General features: G+C 57.1%; 18 protein-coding genes. 5 read left to right on the forward strand and 13 right to left on the reverse strand.

Translation table 11 applies throughout. The annotated features are described in order from the left end of the window. Window positions 1-65: 65 nt before the first annotated feature. From ACN28Q_RS14755 to ACN28Q_RS14785, 7 genes are all read right to left on the reverse strand, one after another. Entirely contained in the window at window positions 66-905 is an 840-nt protein-coding gene (locus ACN28Q_RS14755; protein WP_230469495.1) for a substrate-binding domain-containing protein, read from the reverse strand. A gap of 195 nt (window positions 906-1,100) precedes the next feature. Further along, window positions 1,101-2,132, reverse strand: a complete 1,032-nt coding sequence (locus ACN28Q_RS14760; protein WP_095847029.1) for an ABC transporter permease — start codon at window positions 2,130-2,132, stop codon at window positions 1,101-1,103. Window positions 2,133-2,211: 79 nt separating this feature from the next. Then, window positions 2,212-3,327 (reverse strand): Gfo/Idh/MocA family protein, encoded by a 1,116-nt coding sequence (locus tag ACN28Q_RS14765; protein ID WP_095847030.1) that lies wholly within the window; start codon window positions 3,325-3,327, stop codon window positions 2,212-2,214. An 11-nt stretch (window positions 3,328-3,338) separates the two neighbouring features. Next, on the reverse strand, window positions 3,339-4,334 hold the full coding sequence (iolG, locus tag ACN28Q_RS14770) for an inositol 2-dehydrogenase (RefSeq protein ID WP_095847031.1): 996 nt from the start codon (window positions 4,332-4,334) through the stop codon (window positions 3,339-3,341). 30 nt (window positions 4,335-4,364) lie between these two features. After that, entirely contained in the window at window positions 4,365-5,357 is a 993-nt protein-coding gene (locus ACN28Q_RS14775) for a hydroxyacid dehydrogenase (protein WP_095847032.1), read from the reverse strand. A gap of 1 nt (window position 5,358) precedes the next feature. Beyond that, on the reverse strand, window positions 5,359-6,177 hold the full coding sequence (locus ACN28Q_RS14780; protein WP_095847033.1) for an HpcH/HpaI aldolase family protein: 819 nt from the start codon (window positions 6,175-6,177) through the stop codon (window positions 5,359-5,361). Window positions 6,178-6,187: 10 nt separating this feature from the next. After that, a complete protein-coding gene (locus ACN28Q_RS14785; protein ID WP_095847034.1) occupies window positions 6,188-7,621 on the reverse strand; it encodes an NAD-dependent succinate-semialdehyde dehydrogenase in 1,434 nt (477 codons plus the stop codon). 414 nt (window positions 7,622-8,035) lie between these two features. Between ACN28Q_RS14785 and ACN28Q_RS14790 the strand changes: the two genes are divergently transcribed. The 5 genes from ACN28Q_RS14790 to ACN28Q_RS14810 all read left to right on the forward strand — a co-directional run bounded on the left by ACN28Q_RS14790 (window position 8,036) and on the right by ACN28Q_RS14810 (window position 14,418). Next, a complete protein-coding gene (locus tag ACN28Q_RS14790; RefSeq protein ID WP_095847035.1) occupies window positions 8,036-8,983 on the forward strand; it encodes a MurR/RpiR family transcriptional regulator in 948 nt (315 codons plus the stop codon). 138 nt (window positions 8,984-9,121) lie between these two features. Next, window positions 9,122-10,966, forward strand: coding sequence for a 3D-(3,5/4)-trihydroxycyclohexane-1,2-dione acylhydrolase (decyclizing) (gene iolD, locus ACN28Q_RS14795; protein ID WP_095847036.1), 1,845 nt, complete (start codon window positions 9,122-9,124; stop codon window positions 10,964-10,966). 15 nt (window positions 10,967-10,981) lie between these two features. Further along, window positions 10,982-11,896, forward strand: a complete 915-nt coding sequence (gene iolE / locus ACN28Q_RS14800; protein WP_095847037.1) for a myo-inosose-2 dehydratase — start codon at window positions 10,982-10,984, stop codon at window positions 11,894-11,896. Beyond that, window positions 11,896-12,705, forward strand: coding sequence for an SDR family oxidoreductase (locus ACN28Q_RS14805; RefSeq protein WP_095847038.1), 810 nt, complete (start codon window positions 11,896-11,898; stop codon window positions 12,703-12,705). The genes iolE and ACN28Q_RS14805 overlap by 1 nt, the downstream gene beginning before the upstream one ends. Window positions 12,706-12,933: 228 nt before the next feature. After that, window positions 12,934-14,418, forward strand: a complete 1,485-nt coding sequence (locus tag ACN28Q_RS14810; protein ID WP_095847039.1) for a sugar ABC transporter ATP-binding protein — start codon at window positions 12,934-12,936, stop codon at window positions 14,416-14,418. A gap of 53 nt (window positions 14,419-14,471) precedes the next feature. Here ACN28Q_RS14810 and ACN28Q_RS14815 read toward each other — a convergent pair whose 3' ends face one another. The 6 genes from ACN28Q_RS14815 to ACN28Q_RS14840 form a co-directional block, all read right to left on the reverse strand. Beyond that, window positions 14,472-15,383, reverse strand: a complete 912-nt coding sequence (locus ACN28Q_RS14815; protein ID WP_095847040.1) for an ROK family protein — start codon at window positions 15,381-15,383, stop codon at window positions 14,472-14,474. Window positions 15,384-15,437: 54 nt separating this feature from the next. Next, window positions 15,438-16,298, reverse strand: coding sequence for a ketose-bisphosphate aldolase (locus ACN28Q_RS14820; RefSeq protein WP_095847041.1), 861 nt, complete (start codon window positions 16,296-16,298; stop codon window positions 15,438-15,440). A gap of 90 nt (window positions 16,299-16,388) precedes the next feature. Next, window positions 16,389-17,240, reverse strand: coding sequence for a class II fructose-bisphosphate aldolase (locus ACN28Q_RS14825; RefSeq protein WP_095847042.1), 852 nt, complete (start codon window positions 17,238-17,240; stop codon window positions 16,389-16,391). A gap of 11 nt (window positions 17,241-17,251) precedes the next feature. Then, window positions 17,252-18,340, reverse strand: a complete 1,089-nt coding sequence (locus tag ACN28Q_RS14830) for a PTS fructose transporter subunit IIC (protein ID WP_095849039.1) — start codon at window positions 18,338-18,340, stop codon at window positions 17,252-17,254. 152 nt (window positions 18,341-18,492) lie between these two features. After that, window positions 18,493-18,807, reverse strand: coding sequence for a PTS fructose transporter subunit IIB (locus tag ACN28Q_RS14835; protein ID WP_095847043.1), 315 nt, complete (start codon window positions 18,805-18,807; stop codon window positions 18,493-18,495). 22 nt (window positions 18,808-18,829) lie between these two features. After that, on the reverse strand, window positions 18,830-19,300 hold the full coding sequence (locus ACN28Q_RS14840) for a PTS sugar transporter subunit IIA (protein WP_095847044.1): 471 nt from the start codon (window positions 19,298-19,300) through the stop codon (window positions 18,830-18,832). Between the last annotated feature and the right edge of the window lie 10 nt (window positions 19,301-19,310).

Consider the following 19,310-nt stretch of genomic DNA (forward strand, 5'->3'; position numbering starts at 1 on the left):
CCTCTCCTAAGTCAAAACAGGTGCTGCAACCCACGCTGTTGCGCAGGCCGCAGAACGCACCTTGGTTAATTGGTCATAAACTTCTGGTAGTTTTCCGGTGTTACCAGTTGGAACGGAATAAAGTGGATATCCTGTATGCTTTCGCCCTTGGCGGCTTTCTCCGCCATATCCACCGCGCCATAAGCTTGTGATTTGGCGTCCTGGAACACGGTAACGGTTAATAGCCCGGTTTTTATCGCCTGCAGACCGTTCGGGCCGCCATCGGTACCGCCGACTAAAATATCCGTGCCGATTTTTATGCCGTTGCTTTTTATCGCCATGGCTGCGCCGATAGCCATTTCATCGGCGTTTGCGGAAAGAATGTCGATTTTGTCGCCTGATAAAATCCAGTTATTCATCAGGTTCATCCCGTCTTCACGCATCCATTTCGCCGTATCTTCAACAATCACGTGCATATTCGGGTGTTTGGCAATCACTTCTTTTGCGCCTTGGGTTCTGAAGCGGGTTGCATCATTACTTAACAACCCTTTCATGATGGCGACATTCACACTTTTTCGGTCTTTCACTTTATCGGCCAGGTACTGCATCTGTAGGCGCCCGGCTTCAATTTCATCGCTACCGATGTAGCTTACGCCATTGCCCATTTTCGAATCGGAGGGCATCCTGTTGAGATATATCAGCGGGATTTTGGCCGCACGCGCTGCATCGGTCATATTTTTGGTGCCTTGGGTATCAACTGGATTAACAATAATCACGTCCACCTTGCCATTAATAAAGTTTTGTACCTGGCTTAGCTGTTTATCGACGGCGCCCTGTGCATCTTCAAACTGAATTTTCATGTCAGGATATGTTTTCCCTTGCTCGATAATGTAACCACGCAGGCGGGAAAGGAACACATCATCCATTTGCGCAATACTGACGCCGACTTGTACTGCAAATACAGCAGGGCTGAGAGATAAGAGAATAAGACAAAATAAAATTGATCTTTTCATGATGGTTATCTACCGTGATTATGGAGGCCAGAATAGATCTGACGTCTCAGGTTTTATTATCAAAATACGTTTAGTAGGGTTTACTGCTTTGATTACAATGCCGACGACTTAGCGATTTTTCTTGTTACGATACATATCAACAGAGACTGCACTCACAATAATCATCCCCTTAATAATGTCCTGAATATAAGCATCAATACCAATAAATGTGAAACCGCTCTTAATTAAACCCAATATGCACGCGCCAATCAGCGTCCCCGTGATGCGCCCAACGCCGCCCATCAGGCTACTGCCGCCGATCACCGCGGCGGCGATCGCATCAAGCTCGTAGGAAACCCCCATGCTGGATTGCCCGCTGCTGACGCGTGCGGCAAGCACTACGCCGGCTAAACCAGCTAACCCGCCGGCAATGGTATACACCAGCACCAGGTATTTCTTCACGTTGATGCCGGAAACCTGTGCCGAAACAATATTCCCGCCGATGGCATAGATGTATTTCCCGTAACGTGTGGAGCGCAGCGCCACATGGAATACGAAAGCCACCAGCAGAAATATCACCACCGGCATCGCACCCTGACCAATGGCGGTAAAACTGTCGGAAAGAAAACTGACCGGGTTGCCCTGGGTATAATATTGCGCCAGGCCGCGGGCGGAAACCATCATCCCCAGGGTGGCGATAAAGGGAGGAATGCCCGTTCGGGTAATTAATATTCCATTGATAAATCCGCATATAATCCCAACGCCAATACCGGCCGCGATCGGAACGATAGCGGGTAAGTCCACCAGTGAAGGATAAACCGGAGAAATACTGTCAGAGGTTTGCGCCAGGCTGGCGGAAATAACTGCCGTTAACGCAATCAATGAGCCTGAGGATAAATCGATGCCGGCGGTAATAATGACCTGAGTCACCCCGACGGCGATAATGCCGATGATGGCGACCTGCAAAATAATCAGGAGCAATCTGTTGGTATTCAGCAGAAAAGATTGATCGCGTAAATACCATCCCGCACATTCAAATACGAGAGCGATTAATACCATAACAACAAATATGCCGGTATCTTTCGGCAGGCTACGGCGCAAAGACTGCCAGTTAAATGAAGGTTTTACTTCATTGACTTCAGTTGAATTACTGTCAGACATAACATTCTCCTCGTATTTCTTTCAGTACGCAGAAGCATAAAGCCAGAGCCAGACCTCCCTGCCTGACGTGATGCGTGAATTAGAGGGTTATCCAGCTTCTTTCTCGGTAAGAAGCAATCGCGGCATCAACCAGTTTCTGAATTTCAAAGGCTTCTTTGAAGTCCGGGCCGGCGATATTGCCATCGGTGATAGCGTGAATAAATTCCAGCATTTCAATCGTTTTAAGATCGTTAAAGCCAAGCTGATGCCCCGGTGCCGGGCAGAACAGGCCGTAAGGATAATGCTCCGGCCCGGCAACCAGCGTGATAAAGCCGTTTGTATTTTCCGTTTCTGAGAAGCGGAAATATTGCAATTCATTGAAGCGTTCCTGATTGAAGATCAGCGCGCCTTGGGTGCCGGTGATTTCAAAGCCCAACTGCATTTTATGCCCGGATGCGATCCAGTTCGCTTCGATATGGCCGCCGCAACCGCGGGCGAATTTCACCGTCAGCCGGGCGATGTCATCCACTTCCACCGCTTTGCGCACCGTGGCGCCGGGGCTTTCCGGGCGCGATGTGATCACCGTTTCCAGATCGGCGAACAGTTCCGTCACCGGGCCGAGCAGAAAACGCGCCATGCTGAGAATATGACTGCCCAGATCGGCAACCGCGCCTGCGCCGCCGGCCGGATCGACCCGCCACGACCACGGAACCGCCGGGCTTGCCATAAAATCTTCGGCATGAATGCCCCTGAAGCCGGTAATCTCACCCAGCTCGCCCTCGGCGATCATCTTCCTGGCCAGCTTCAGCAGCGGGTTTTTGATGTAGTTAAACCCCACCTGGGTGACCACGCCGGCCTGCTCGGCGGCGCGGTACATGCGTTCCGCGGTGGTGCTGTCCGGCGCCAGCGGCTTTTCGCAGTGCACATGTTTGCCTGCGGCAATCGCGGCGAGAGACTGTTCGGCGTGGAAACGGTTGGGCGTGGTGATGGAGATGACGTCAATCTCCGGATCGTGAATCAGATCCTGCCAGTTATTCGTCCAACGCTGGAAGCCGAACTGTTGCTGGGCGCGCTGTGCCGCGTCGCTATCAATGTCCGCCACGCTGACCAGCACCGGTTGCACATCGCCCGAAAACGAAGCGGCCGATTTCCATGCCATGGCGTGTGAACGCCCCATAAAGCCCGTGCCAATCAGGCCAATACCTAACTTGCGCATCGTGGTGTTCCTCAATTCACGTTGACAACCGTAAGCGTGTCCGCAGAGCGCTGCGCGGCATCCGCCAGTTTTAACGCCTGACAACCGTCGTGGACGGTTATCGGTACCGCGCCATCGTTGCCGATGGCAGAAATGAATGATTCCATTTCAAGCTGATAAGCCTCGCTATAGCGCTGCATAAAGAAGTTAAGCAGCGGGCCGCGGGCTTCCGTCGTCTGTGCGCCGAAGTGGCGCACGGTGGTTTCGCGCTGATTGTCGTTCAGCATCATGCCGCCGGCGCCAAAAACCTCCAGGCGTTGGTCATAACCATACGCCGCCCGGCGGCTACAGTTGATCTGGCACTGTTTCCCGGAGGCGGTGCGCAACTGCACCATCACCGTGTCGTAGTCGCCTAATGCTTCCAGCGCCGGCTCGAACAGGCGGCTGCCGGTGGCGAATACCTCTACCGGTTCCTCGCCGAGTATCCAGCGCGCCAGATCGAAATCATGAATCACCATGTCGCGGAAGATGCCGCCGGAGTGTTTCAGGTAGTTCATCGGCGCAAGGCCCGGATCGCGGCTGGTGATGATCACCTGATGCAGATCGCCGATGTCGCCGTTGCGGATACGCCGATGGATTTCGTTAAAACCGGGATCAAAGCGGCGGTTGAACCCCAGCATGACACGCCGGGCGTGCTGGCCAAGCGCACGTTCGGCTTCCAGGGCTTTGCCGATGTCGAGATCGACCGGCTTTTCGCACAGCACGGCTTTGCCGGCGCTGGCGGCCGCCAACATGAGTTCGACGTGGGTATCGGTAGGGGAGCAGATCACCACCGCATCAATATCGGGATGGTTGATCGCATCAAGCGGGTTGTTCACCGCCGTCCCGCCATAGTGCGCGGCGAGGGCTCTGGCGTTGTCGATCAAGGGATCGGCAACCAGCGCCAGTTGAGCATCGCGATGGCGTGCAACGTTCGCTGCATGTACCTGGCCGATGCGGCCGGCGCCGAGGATGGCAATCTTGAGCATGATATTCTCCGGTAAGAGGCGTTATTGTTCTCAGGGCTGTTGACTCATCAGCTTGTTAAGCTGCAGAACCTGCTTATTCACCACCAGTTCAGTATCCAGTTGGCCGTTGAAATACGTGACGATGTTTGTCGCCGCACACACCGACATACGGATCGCCGCTTCTTCGGTCAGGCCCGCCGAATGCGGGCTGAGTATTAGGCGATCGGTTTGCGCCAGTAGGGCTGAGTGCAGGCGGGGCGGTTCGTCCTGCAATACGTCCAGCCCTGCGCCGCCAAGCGCGCCATTTTGCAACGCCCTGGCGAGCGCCTCTTCATCCACAATCCCGCCGCGTGCGGTGTTGATCAGCAGCGCGCCGTGCTTCATCTGCAACAGTTCCGCCGCGCCGATAAGGGGTTTATCGCCGCTCAGCGGCAGATGCACCGTCACGGCGTCGGCCTGCTGCAAGCCGGCCGCGATCTCGGTTATCCGCCTTACGCCGTGCTCGGCGAACACCGAGTCAGGCAGGAAGGGATCGTAAGCGATGATCTGCATGCGGAAATTTTTTGCCAGGTTCGCTACCTCCCGGCCGATGCGGCCAAAGCCGAGGATAAACAGCGTTCTTCCCGCCAGTTCAACGGCGGAAAAACTGTTGCGGCGATTCCAATGCCCCTCGCGGACACTGCGATCGAAATAGCAGACGCGTTTTGCCAGCGCCAGCAGCAGCGACAGGGTATGTTCGGCCACCGAAAGCGAATTGACGTCGCCGACGATGGTCAGCGGAATATTGCGGGCGGTTAAGGCGTCAACATCCACCGAGTCGTAGCCCACACCGTGGCGGGAAACGATGCGCAGCTTGGGCGCGGCGTTGACTTCGCGCGCGGTTAACGGCTGGGTGCGAATCAGTAACGCATCGGCGTCGTTGAGGAACGGCGTGTAGCTATCCACGCTGATTTCTGAAACCTGTTTTATGTGGAAGCCCGCGGCATTGTGCAGAATCTCAAGGCCGGCCTGATGGATTTTGCCGGCGACCAGAATATTAGCCATCTCAGTATCCTCCCGGCTGGTCATGCCGGCCGGCCACAGGCCCGTTGCCGTTGCGTTCGCGAAATTGCTGTACGCTGGCCGCGGCGGCGGAACGCAGCAGTTGCACATCGTTAGAGAGCGTGACCAGATCGAACCCCCATTCCGCCGCCTGCGCGGCGTAGGCCGCCGAACCGTTGTGCAGGCCGGCCTTTTTGCCGGCGCGGTGCGCGGTGTGCAGGATATGTTTGATGGTTTCGACGATTTCCGGCTCCGTGCGGTCAAACCCCGTGCGGTATTTCCGCCCGGTCAGTCCCAGTGTTAAATCGGCAGGGCCGATATACACGCCGTCAAGGCCGGGCGTGGCGACGATCTCGTCAAGGTTTGCCACTGCTTCGGCGGTTTCAATCATGGCGAAACACACCACCTGATCGTCGGCGTGTTGGCCGTAATCCTGGCCGGCGGAGAAACTGACGCGCGTTGGCCCGAAGCTGCGGCTGCCGGTGGGCGGATAGCGCACGCAGGAAACCAGCGTTTGGGCTTGTTGCGCAGTGTTCACCATCGGGCAGATGATGCCCCAGGCGCCCGCGTCGAGCGCTTTCATGATGATGCCCGGCTCCAGCCATGGCACGCGCACCATTGGCGCCACGCCGCTGGCGCGCATGGCTTGCAGCATATGCGTCGCCTGCTCGTAGCCGACGAAACCGTGTTGCAAATCAATGGTGAGCGCGTCGTAACCCTGTTCCGCCATGATCTCTGCCGTGAAGGCGCTGGCGATACTCAACCAGCCGTTGAGCACTGTGCGCCCGTCATTCCAGCATGTTTTGATGTTGTTCTGTTTCATCACCCGCTCCTTACACCACGATTTGGGCCAGCTTGACGTTCATATAGTCATGAATGCCTTCACTGCCGCCTTCGCGCCCCATGCCACTGGCTTTGATGCCGCCAAAAGGCACTTCGGCGGCGGCCAATGCATAGCTGTTGATGCCTACCATGCCGGATTCCAGGCGTGCGACCGTTTCGCGGATGCGGGCCGGATCGCGGGTGAAGGCGTAGGCGGCGAGGGCAAACTCGGAGTTGTTCACCCGGCGCCATAAATCTTCACTGTCGCTGAATGAGGTGATGGCGGCGATAGGGCCGAAGTTTTCCGCCGCGATGGCCAGCGCGTCGTCCGGCACGTCGGTAATCACCGTGGGGGCATAGAAGAACCCTCCCTCCAGGGCGATGCGCTGGCCGCCGGTGACGATGCGGCCCCCCTTGCTGCGGGCATCTTCGACGATGGCTTCAATGGCCTTGAGGCGTCGCAGATTGATAAGCGGCCCCACCTGCGTGTCTTCTTTCAGGCCGTAACCCACTTTCAGCTTGCTGGCACGTTCGGCAAAGCCCTGCACAAAGTCGTCATAACGGCTTGCATGGACATAAAAGCGATCGCAGGTGACGCAAACCTGGCCGCAGTTGGCAAATTTGGTTGCGACGGAGAGATCCAGCGCCGTTTCCAGATCGGCATCTTCATAGATGATGACCGGTGCGTTGCCGCCTAACTCCATGCTTAGGCGCTTAATGGTGGCCGCCGAATCGCGGATCATCTGTTGGCCTAGCTGCGTGGAACCGGTTAATGAAACTTTTTTGACGATCGGGGAGGCGATCAGCGGTTCATAGGTGTCCGCCGTGGCGCCGACCACCAGGTTCGCCACGCCGGCGGGCAGGCCGGCTTTGCGCAGGCATTCAAAAATCATCATGGCGGAGCCGGGCACTTCACTGGACGGGCGCAGCACCACCGTGCAGCCGGCCGCCAACGCGGGGGCAAGCTTGCGCGCCACCAGCACCACCGGGAAATTCCAGGCGGTGAAGGCGGCGACAACGCCGACCGGTTCGTGTAGCACCTCGCAACGCCCGCCGGGCGCGCGGCTTTCAACTATGCGGCCATAAATGCGGCGAGCCTCTTCGGCGTACCAAACGAACTGATCGATGGATAATTCCCACTCGCGTTTGGCCTGTGCCAGCGGTTTTCCGCTCTCTTTCGATATCACCTCAATAGCATCGTTGGTGCAAAGCGCCATGTGGCGCGCCACGTCTTGCAGTAAATCGGCGCGCGCCCAGTGCTGGGTCGCCTTCCAACGGCCCAGGGCGTGTTCCGCGCTGGCAAGCGCTTTCAGTGTATCCGCAGCGGTGGCCGCCGGAATCTCTCCCAGCGATTTGCCATTGCCCGGATCGGTCACGATCACGGCTTCTTGGCTGCTGCCTGTACACCACTGACCATTGATGAATTGTCCAAAATCTTGATACATGATGTTTCGATCCTCCGGCATCTGTTTCAGGCGTAGCCGATATGCGGTAAACCTGACTACGGGTTCGCTGTTGGGGTTCGCCGACTGAGCAAAAAAACCGCAAAAGCATCAATAGTTGCAATACTAGTTTCTTGGCAATAAAAATTGCAACGTGGTGTGGTCGATGAGGTCAAATTGAGGTGTTTTGATTTTTTACCTTTAATAATCAATAGATAACGTCATTTTTATTGGCCCGATTTGGCATAAAAATGATAATGAAATGTTAATTTTTAGAAGCGAATCACAAATATCGCGAAGAGTTTTTCCCAGGTTGTTGCAAATGCGTTAGAACTAATTGCATAAAACTTTAAATTGCAATTTTTATTGCGTTTGCGGGCCGGTGAGTTGAGCAGTTGAGCTGCAAAGGAATGATTGATGAGTAAAAGCGAGAAGCGTGAGGCCGTAGCGAAATCACTGCCCCATGAAAACTACGAGCAGATTGTGGATGAAATTACTCAGCGCTATCCACAGCTGTCGGTACGCCATCAGCAGGCCGCGCGGTACATCACCCAGAACCCGAACACCGTGGCGCTGGAGTCGATCAATGCCGTTGCCGCGAAATGCGGCGTGCACCCTTCGGTGCTGGTGCGTTTTGCACAGGTGTTTGGCTACAGCGGATTTAAGCAGATGCAAAGCGTCTTTCAGACGCGCCTTGCAACCGCCGCGCCAGGGTATAACGAGCGGATTACCGCGCTGGAAAATGACCTGCGCAAGAATGAACAAAAGGGAAGCCATGGTTTTCTGCAAAGCCTGGTGATCCGCGATATCGCAACGTTGCAGGAACTGCTGGGTAGCGTGACGCAGGCCGATCTGGATACCACCGCCGCCTTGCTGAAGGCGGCAGGGACTATCTATATCGCTGGCCAACTGCGTTCTGAGCCGATCGCCTCGTTGTTGCGCTATCTGCTGACGATGCTCAATCGCCAGGTGATCCTGCTGGATTCCGCCGGCGGGTTGGCGCCGCAGATGGCGAAATGTATGCGCGACAACGATGTGCTGATCGCCATTGCGTTTCGTCATTATGCCAAAGAGGTGGTCGCCATTGCCGATGATGCCGGCGGCCGCCACATACCGGTGGTGGCGATCACCGACAGCCCGTTATCGCCATTGGCGAAGAACGCCAAGGTGCTGTTCACCATCCCGGAAGAGGAGTACAGCTTCTCACGTTCGCTGGCGGCGCCGGTTTGTTTGGTGCAAAGCATTGCGATGGCATTGGCGGCGGTGCTGCAGCCTGCGGGCACGCAGCCGCGCATTGAAACCATTACGGAACGCGAAAAACGCGCGGAAACCCAGCGCAAACGCAAACGTAGTAATCCGTCTTAACCGCTCCCGCCCGCGCTCATGCGGGAGCTTTATCGCCAGAAATTGCAACTTTTATTGCCGTGTCTAGTATTCGGCAATTTATGTTGCCGATCGAAACGCGATGCTGCTGCATGGCATCTACTAAGAGTGAGTGAAGATATGGCTACGATTCGTTGCACGACGGCTCAGGCAATAGTTCGCTATCTGAGCAACCAGTTTACCGAAATAGACGGCAAGCGAGTGCCGCTATTTCCCGGTGTTTACGCCATTTTTGGCCACGGTAATGTGACCTGTTTGGGTGAAGCGCTGGAAGCCGCGCAGGACAAGTTGCCGACCTGGCGTGGCCAGAATGAACAGTCGATGGCATTCGCGGCGGTGGGGTTCGCCAAAGCGATGGTTCGCCGGCAGATTATGGTGGTGACGGCGTCAATCGGCCCTGGAACCACCAACCTGTTGACCGCAGCAGGCGTCGCGCACACCAGCCGCCTGCCGTTGCTGATGATTTGCGGCGACAGCTTTGCCCGCCGTCATCCCGATCCGGTTATGCAGCAGGTGGAGCACTTCAGCGATCCGACGCAAACCGTCAACGATGCGTTTAAAAGCGTTTCGCGCTATTGGGATCGCATCACTTATCCCGAGCAAATTCTCTCTTCCCTGCCGCAGGGGGTGGCAACCCTGTTGGATCCGGGGAATTGCGGCCCGGCCTTTATCGGCGTTTGCCAGGATGTGCAGGAGATGGCATGGGATTTCCCGGAAGCGTTCTTCGCACCGCGCCAGCACCTGATGCCGCGCCCACGGCCTGACCGTTTACTGCTTGCCCGCGCGGTGGAATGCCTGAAGCGCGCCAAGCGGCCGCTGGTTATTGCCGGCGGCGGCGTGCGTTATTCGCAGGCCGAGGCTGAACTGGAACAGTTCGCTGTCGCCCACGGCATTCCGGTGGCGGAAACCATCGCCGGAAAGGGGACGTTTTCGCACGATAACCCGGTGCATATCGGGCCGATCGGCATTCTGGGCTCCACCTCGGCCAACGCCCTGGCGGCCAGCGCGGATGTGGTGATCGCCGTGGGGACGCGGCTGATGGACTTCGTGACCGGTTCCTGGACGGTCTTTGATCATAAAGCACAATTTATCTCGCTGAATGCGGCCCGTTTTGACGCGCATAAACACTTTGCCATCCCCCTGGTGTGCGATGCCCGCGAAGGGATTGCCGAGTTGAACCAGGCGTTAGGGCAGTGGCAGGCCGGCGATGGCTGGCTGGATAAGGGGCGTGAGGAATTCGCCAAATGGAATGCGCTGATTGCGCAAAGGCAGGCGCGCACGGTGACGGAAGGCGATCCTACCTATGCGCAGGTGATTGGCGTGGTGAATGCAGTCGCCGCGCCGGAAGACTACATCATCAGCGCGGCAGGCGGCCTGCCGGGGGAGCTGGTGAAAGGCTGGCGGGTGAAAAATGCCGGCACCTTCGATTGCGAATTCGGTTTTTCCTGCATGGGCTATGAGCTTTCCGCTGGCTGGGGGGCGGCCATGGCGCGGCAGGATCGGGATGTTTTCGTGATGATTGGCGATGGCACCTACATGATGATGAATTCCGATATCTATTCCAGCGTGCTGGCCGGCCATAAATTCATTCTGCTGGTGTGCGATAACGGCGGCTTTGCCGTGATTAACCGCCTGCAGAACGCCAAAGGCGGCGCGTCGTTCAACAACTTGCTGAAAGATTGCCGCGTGAAGGAGCCGTTCCACGTTGATTTTGTCGCCCATGCGCAGGCCATGGGGGCGCTGGCGCGGAAAGTCACCTCACTGGATGAGCTGGAGGCGGCGATCCGCTGGGCGAAAGGCAACGATCGCACGACGGTGATTGCGATTGCCACCCATCCGGCCGACTGGACGCCGGGCGACGCGTGGTGGGATGTCGGCGTACCTGAGGTCAGCGCCCGCGAAAGCGTGAGTCAGGCGTATGCGGAACATCTTCAAGGCCGCCAAAAACAACGTATAGGTATTTAATCGGGAGAGCCTCATATGGTGCTTAAAGCAAAACTGGGTATCGCCCCTATCGCCTGGTCTAACGACGATCTCCCGCAACTGGGCGGCGACACGCCGCTGATCACCTGTCTGGCGGAGAGTCGCCAGGCCGGTTTCCAGGGCGTTGAGACGGGCGGGAAATTCCCCAAAACCACGGCCGAACTGTCCGCCGTATTGCGCGAATATCAGCTTGAGCTGGTCTCTGGCTGGTACTCCGGCACGCTGTTGGACAATACCGTCGAAGAAGAGATTGAAAAGGCGTTGCCGCAATTGCAGTTATTCCGCGATTGCGGCGCGGCGTGCCTGGTTTACGGCGAAACCGCCGGAACCATACAGAATCGGCAGGATGTGCCGTTGGCGAAGCGCCGTCGTCTTAACGATGAACAGATGCAGGCATATGCGGAAAAATTGTCGCGCTTTGCCGCATTTTGTCGTGATTTTGGCGTCCCGCTGGCGTTCCATCACCATATGGGCACTGCCATTGAAGACGAACACGACATCGATCGTTTAATGGCGGCCACCTCGGCGGAGGTGGGGCTGCTGTTTGATGCCGGCCACTTGGTGTTTGCCGGTGTAGATCCGCTAGCCATTCTGGCAAAACACGGCGCGCGTATTAATCACGTCCACACCAAAGATGTGCGCGCGGCGGTGTTGCAAGCGTTGAACTGGCAGCGTGACTCCTTCCTGGATGCCGTCTTAAAAGGCGTTTACACCGTGCCCGGCGACGGCATGATTGATTTCAGCGCCATTATCAACAAGCTGGCGCAAATAGGCTATGAGGGCTGGTTCGTGGTGGAAGCGGAGCAGGATCCGGCCAAGGCGCCGCCGCTGGAGTATGCGCAAATCGGTTATAAGACGCTTTGTTCTGCGTTGGACAAAGCAGGGTACACCCTGATTAAAGGAGCATTCTAATGGGGCAGTTGCACGGTAAAGTCGCTGTCGTCACCGGCGGCACGCAGGGACTCGGCGCCGCGATAGCGCGCCATTTTGCACAACAGGGTGCGGCCGCAGTGATCGTTTGCGGGCGTAATCAGGAGAAGGGCGAACAGATCGCGCAACGGCTGAATAATGAAAACGCCGGCAGCGTCGCTTTCGTCCGTGCGGATTTGTCCAAGGTTGAAGATTGCCGCAGGGTGATCGCCACGGCAGATGAGCGGTATGGCAGGGTGGATATTTTGGTTAACGCCGGCGGTATGACCGACCGCGGCACGATTCTTGATACCGAACCTGAGCTGTTTGATAGCATTTTCGCCACTAACGTGCGCGGCCCTTTTTTCCTGATGCAGGAAACGATTAAGGTCATGCGGCGCGAAAAGATTACCGGCAGCATCGTGAATATCTGCTCGATGTCCGCGCTCGCCGGCCAGCCGTTTATTGCCGCCTATTGCTCTTCGAAGGGGGCGCTGGCGACGCTAACGCGCAATACGGCCTATGCGCTGCTGCGCAACCGCATCCGTGTCAATGGGTTGAATATCGGCTGGATGGCGTCGGAAGGCGAAGACCGCATCATGAAGACGTATCACAATGCCGAGGATAACTGGTTGGAGAAAGCGGCGGCGGCGCAGCCGTTTGGCCGGTTGATCCAGCCAGAAGAGGTGGCGCGCGCCGTGGCATTCCTGGCGAGCGACGAGTCCGGTTTGATGACCGGCTCGGTGGTGGAGTTCGATCAGTCGGTCTGGGGCGGATACGATCAGGCGGCGGCGCCCGCGGTGCCGCTCTGAGGTTGATGTTATCAGCCTGCGTTACGGGTTGATTGCTTATGTTTCTTTGACAGTGAGAAAAATATCCCGCAGCACCGCTGTCTTATCAACGGATGGGCAATAGGGCCGTGTAACTGCAATTTGTATTCTCGGCATTTATTCTCACGATGTTATTGGCGATTACCGATTTCAGTTTAGTTACCTCGACCAGAATCATCATTGCTCATTGATTTATGCGGAGGTTGAACCATGAACGTTTTTGCCCTTGAAGCTGAAGGCATCAGTAAATTTTTCCCCGGCGTGAAGGCGCTTGATAATGTGTCATTACGCGTGCGCCCCGGAACGGTGCATGCCCTGATGGGCGAAAACGGTGCGGGTAAATCCACGTTAATGAAATGCCTGATCGGGATATACCATCCCGACACCGGTTCTATTCGTGTCAAGGGCGAACCGGTGAAGTTCCAGGATACGATGGACGCCCTGCGTTCCGGTATCTCGATGATTCACCAAGAGTTAAACCTGGTCACCCATATGACGGTGGCGGAGAATATCTGGCTGGGGCGTGAGCCCACGAAGTATGGTTTTGTCGATCACCGCAAACTCAATCAGCAGACCAAGGAACTGCTGGATAAGCTGAATATCCGTTTATCGCCGCAGAAGATGGTGGGCGAGCTGAGTATCGCCGCCCAGCAAATGGTGGAAATTGCCAAAGCGATGTCATGGGATGCGGACGTGGTTATTATGGATGAACCCACCTCTGCATTAACGGAAAGCGAGGTTGTTCACCTTTTCAATATTATTCGTGATTTACGCAAGCAGGGAAAAGCCATTATCTATATCAGCCATAAAATGGATGAAATATTTACCATTACCGATGAAATCAGCGTTTTTCGCGATGGCGCCTGGCTCGGCAGTAGGCAGACTTCGGAGTTCACTCGCCAGTCGCTGATCACCCAAATGGTCGGCCGTGAATTAACCCAGCTGTTCCCCAAATTTAATAACACCATTGGCGAAGAGGTGCTGACGGTACGTAATCTTTGCCGCCAAGAGCATTTCCAGAATATCAACTTCAGCGTCCGGCGCGGGGAGATCCTCGGCGTCGCCGGCCTGGTGGGGGCCGGCCGTACTGAGGTGATGGAAAGCCTGTTTGGCATGGAGCGCTTTGACAGCGGCGAGGTGCTGATTGATGGTGTTCCGGTCAATATTGATTCCCCTTCGGTGGCGATTGATAACGGCATGGCGTTGCTGACGGAGGATCGTAAAAAGTCCGGTTTATTCCTGGTGCTGTCGGTATTAGAGAACATGAGTATCGTCAATATGCCGGAATATGTCGGCAAGAGCGGGTTTATCAAACACGTGAAAATGGCCCAGGACTGCATGAACCAAATCCATCGGCTGAATATAAAAACCCCGACCATGGATCAGATCATTAATAACCTGAGCGGCGGTAACCAGCAGAAGGTGTTAATTTCCCGTTGGCTATTGGCGCAGCCGAAAATCCTGATCCTGGATGAACCAACCCGTGGCATTGACGTAGGGGCAAAGGCGGAAATTTATCACCTGATCAGTGAACTGGCGAACCGCGGCGTCGCCATCATTATGGTGTCTTCTGAATTACCCGAGATTTTGGGAATGAGCGACCGTGTGATGGTCATGCATGAAGGGCGTATCACTGGCATTCTTGACCGGGAAGAGGCGGATCAGGAAACCATTTTGTCGTTGGCATCCCGTTGATCGAGGCTGCTGCGGCCGCCGTCATCGGTGGCCGCAACATCTACTGCGTGAGTTCATTGGCCCGTCTGCGCGCCGATCCACGCGGCGCCGCGCATGCCGCTGCTGTCGCCATGCCGTGCCGGTACGATCGGGGTGCAAAACCGGTCGGTAAAGGCATAGGCGCCGACGCAAGGGGCGAGATCCTGATACAGTGCCGGCGCGTTGGAAAGCCCGCCGCCGATGACGATCACCCCGGGATCGATCAGGTTGACGATCGTCGCCAGCATTCTGGCCAGGCGATCGCGATAGTGCGCACATTGTTGTACCGCTTCGGCTTCGCCGCTTTCCGCCAGCGCGATAATTTCCTGCGGCGTGGCTTGCCGGCCGGTCGCCAGCTTATAGCGTTCGGCCAGTCCGGTGCCGGAAACAAAAGACTCCACGCAGTTGAACTGCCCGCAATAGCAGCGGACGGGCGGTCCATCGTTGGCCGGATCGTACCCCGGCAGCGGGTTGTGCCCGCATTCCGCCGCGTTGCCGTAGCCGCCGGTAATCAACTGCTGGTTGATCACCAGCCCGCCGCCGCAGCCGGTGCCGAGCGTCACACCGAATACGCTATTGTGGCCCTTGCCGGCGCCGTCGGTGGCTTCAGACAGGGCGAAGCAGTTGGCATCGTTGGCGATAGCGACGCGCTGCTTTAGCCGCTGCTGCAAATCCTGCTGCAGCGGCTGGCCGTTGAGCGGCAGGATGTTGGAATTCCTGATCAAACCGCTTTGCGGCGAAATGCTGCCCGGCAAGGCAATGCCGATCGATAACGGAACGTTAAACTTGCCCTGCAGCGTGGTGATTAACTGGCAAACGTCGTGCAGGAACTGCGCGTAACTCTCTTTGCGGGTAGCGGTGCGTTGTTGCAGCAACAGCGCGCCATCCCCATCCAGCACCGCGGCGGCGATTTTGGTGCCGCCGATATCCAGGCCTAAATGCAGCATTTTTTCCTCCTGTAGAGGGCAGGCGGCGGATTGCCTGCCCAGGGTTTCGCTGGCTTAGTATAGGCTGGCTTTGCCGGTGGAGCCGAACAGCGCCATTTTGTGGCGGATCACCGCTTTGGCCGCCTTGATCGGTTCCGGGTAGATGGCGTTGGGATCCCACCAGGTTTCACGGCTTAAGATTTCGCGCGCCTTCTGGAAGTAAGCGTACTTCATGTCGCTGGAAATGTTGATTTTGCCCACGCCCAGCGTGACTGCTTCGGCAATTTCAGCGTCCGGGTTGGCGGAGCCGCCGTGCAGCACCAGCGGGATCGACAGCCGTTCGGCAATGTCGCGCAGAATGTGCATTTGCAACGCCGGCTTCAGATCTTTCGGGTAGATGCCGTGTGCAGTGCCGATCGCCACCGCCAGCGTATCCACGCCGGTGCGTTTGACGAAATCTTCCGCCTGCGCCGGCTCGGTATAGATCACCTTGGTGACGCCGCCTTCGATCGTGGTGCCGGTATCGCCGATGGTGCCCAGTTCACCTTCCACGGAAACGCCCACAGCGTGCGCCAGCTCCACCACCTGGCGCGTCAGCGCCACGTTTTCCTCATAGGGCAACAGTGAGCCGTCGATCATCACCGAGGTGAAGCCGCACTGGATGGCACGCAGTACATGGGCGATCGACGCGCCGTGATCCAGGTGGATCACAAAGGGCACTGGGCTGCGCAGCGTGCGCTCGCGAACGTAGGCAAAGAATTCGTCGGTAACAAATTCCAGTTCGCTGGGGTGGATCGAAATAATCGCTGGGGTATGGGTGGATTCCGCTTCTTCCACCACCGCACGGATAAAGCAGCTGTCCGCCACGTTGAAAGCCCCAATGGCGAAATGGTGCTCGCGGGTGGGTTTTAGCATTTCGTGCATTGAAATCAACATGTTACTCTCCTTCAGTGTCTGATTAAGGGTAAAGCTTTCCCGCACCGGTGCGGGGCACCGATGGTCTTGCGTGAACGTGTGAAACGCGGCTTAGGCTTGTTGGGCGGAGCCGGACCAGCTTAGGTACTCGAACACCACTTCGCGGCAGGCGGATTCCATTACCGCCATCAGATCGGCCAGTTCGCTGGCCGGGTGTTGTTGCAGGGCCTGTTGCAGCGCGCTTTTGCCGGCGGCGAACACCGCGGCGCCGACGTTGATCTTCGCCACGCCGTGCTGGCTGACGCGGCGAATATCTTCGGCGCGGGTGCCGCTGCCGCCGTGCAGCGCCAGTGGCACCGACGAGGCCTCATGCAGCGCGGCCAGGCGCTCAAAGTTAATCTGCGGCGTGACGTTCGGCGGATACAGCCCGTGCGCGGTGCCGACCGAAACCGCCAGCAGATCGATACCGGTCTGGCTGATAAACGGCTGCACGTCCGCCACCTGCGTCATCTTCACGGCGGCATCGGCCAGATCGTAAACCGGCGCATCGGCGATATGGCCCAGTTCGCCTTCCACGCACACCTCGGCGGTGGCGGCGATCTGCACCACCTGGCGGGTCTGGCGAATGTTTTCCGCCAACGGGTGACTGGAGGCATCGATCATCAGGCCGCTGAAACCGGCGCGGAATGCCTGGCCGATCAGATCAAACGCGTTGCCGTGATCCAGGCTAAGCGCCACCGGCACCGTGGCCTGCTGCGCCAGCGCGCTGACCACCGCCACCGCGACCGGAGGCGGAAAGTGCGCGCTGTGCCCCTGGTAAACGTTGAGGATCAGCGGCGCCCGTTGTTGCTCGGCGGCGCTGATGGCGGCCCGCGCGGTTTCCAGGTTGAAACAGTTGATCGCCAGCACGGCATACCGCCGTTGATAGGCGTCGGCAATAACAGCTTTCATTGAGGCGTACATAGCCACTCCTGTTATTCGAGGGTGAATTTGATGTCTTCATCGCGCACGCTGCTGTCATCGGTATCGTCGAACTCTTCGTCCGCCTGCGTGACGCGTTTTTTCAGCAGCGACAGCATCACGCCGCAGATCGCCGTGCCGATGCCCAACGCCAGGCAGAACATCAGCGGTTTGGTGAACAACGGCACCACGAACATGCCGCCGTGCGGCACTGGCGCTTCCACCCCCCAGACCATGATCAGGCCACCGGCGATGGCCGAAGCGACCACGCAGCTGGCGACGACGCGCAGCAGATCGCGCGCGGCGATCGGGATCACCCCTTCGGTGATCATGCAGATCCCCATCGGGAAGGCGGCCTTGAGCGCTTCTTTCTCCGCTTTGGTGTATTTATGGCGCGTCAGCAGGAAGGAGAGGGTGATGCCGAACGGCGGGATGATCGAACCGACAAACTTCACCGCTTCCGGGCCGTAGATGCCGTCCACCAGCATGCCGTCGGCGAACAGCGACATGGTCTTGTTCACCGGGCCGCCAAAATCAAAGGTGGCCATGGCGCCGAGGATCGCGCCCATCAGGAACTTCGATCCGCCCTGCATGGATTCCAGCAGGTGGATCAGCGCCTTTTGCAGCCAGACGATCGGCTGGCCGATAAACGTCATCATCAACAAGCCGGCGATGATGGTGCTGAGCACCGGCAGGATCATCACCGGCATCAGCCCCTGCATCGAGGCCGGCAGTTTGATATAGCGGCGCAGCAGCAGCACGGTGTAGCCCACCAGAAAGCCGCCGAGGATGCCGCCGATAAAGCCGGTTTGGATCTGCCCGCAGATAAAGCCGACGATTAGCCCGGGAGCAAAGCCGGGGCGATCGGCGATCGAGTAGGCGATCGCCGCGCAGATCAGCGGCACGATCAGCCCCATGCCCCAACCGCCGATCTGGTTGAGCATCCAGGCGAAGCTGCCGGTTTTTTCCGCCACGTTGGTGCCGCCAATCACCTGACCGAGGGCGATACAGATACCGGCGGCGACGATCAGCGGGATCATCCAGGAAATACCGGTGAGCAGGTGCCCCTTTATTTCCTGGCCTAGTTTATTATTGCCTTTCATAATATGTTTATCCTTCATACTTCAAGTTGCAGGTGCGTTGGCTCTCCTCGCTCATCCCAGTCACTTACTGGAGTAAGCTCCTGGGAATTCGCTGCGTTGCCGCCTTCCTGCAACTCGAATTATTTTGGCTATATATCCTGAAAAGTTAATTTTCAGGCCCGCTCCAGCGAGCCTGCCACTTTTTCCAGAAACTTCACCGGTGACTTAATCACCACGTCGGTTTTTACCCGCACGACAGGTTTGTCTTTGAACCTTTCTTCCCCGTTGATTTTGATGTCGATGGCCAGGATCACCACGTCGGCTGCGGCGATATCCTCGGCGGATAACGCGTTTTCCGTGCCGATGGTGCCCTGGGTTTCCACCTTGATGTCGTGATTCAGCGCTCTGGCGCCCTTGATCAGTTTTTCGCGCGCGATATAGGTATGCGCGATGCCTGCCGTGCAGGCGGCTACACAAACTATTTTCATGTTATGCCTCGTCTTTTCCGGGTTAGCAGAGGTCTGTTTCCGCGTACAGGCTGAACAGTTGAATAATTTTTTCCGGGTCGGGCTCGTCTAGCAGCCGGGCAATGACCTGCTCATCGGCCAGCGCACTGGCAACCTGCGACAGCAGGCGGATATGCGTGGTGTTCTGGTCTTCCAGGCGCACGGCGAAAAGAATGATGCAGCGGACGTTGCTGCCGTCCAGCGTTTCCCAGGGAATGTCCTGGCGGGTACGGCCGATGGCCAGCGTGGTTTGAGTCACCGCTGCGGATTTTCCGTGCGGGATGGCGATATGATTTTCAAAACCGGTGGAGCCTTCGGCTTCGCGCAGCCAAACATCGCGGATAAAGGCGTCTTTGCAGGTAATGGCGCCGTCCTGATACAGCAGTTCGGTCAGTTCCTGAATAACTTCTTCTTTATTCTTCGCCGTCATGGCTAATTTGACGCGATTGGCATTGAGAATCTTGTTAATGTCCATCCACTTCACC

This window comes from Gibbsiella quercinecans (assembly GCF_002291425.1).
Lineage (GTDB): Bacteria > Pseudomonadota > Gammaproteobacteria > Enterobacterales > Enterobacteriaceae > Gibbsiella > Gibbsiella quercinecans.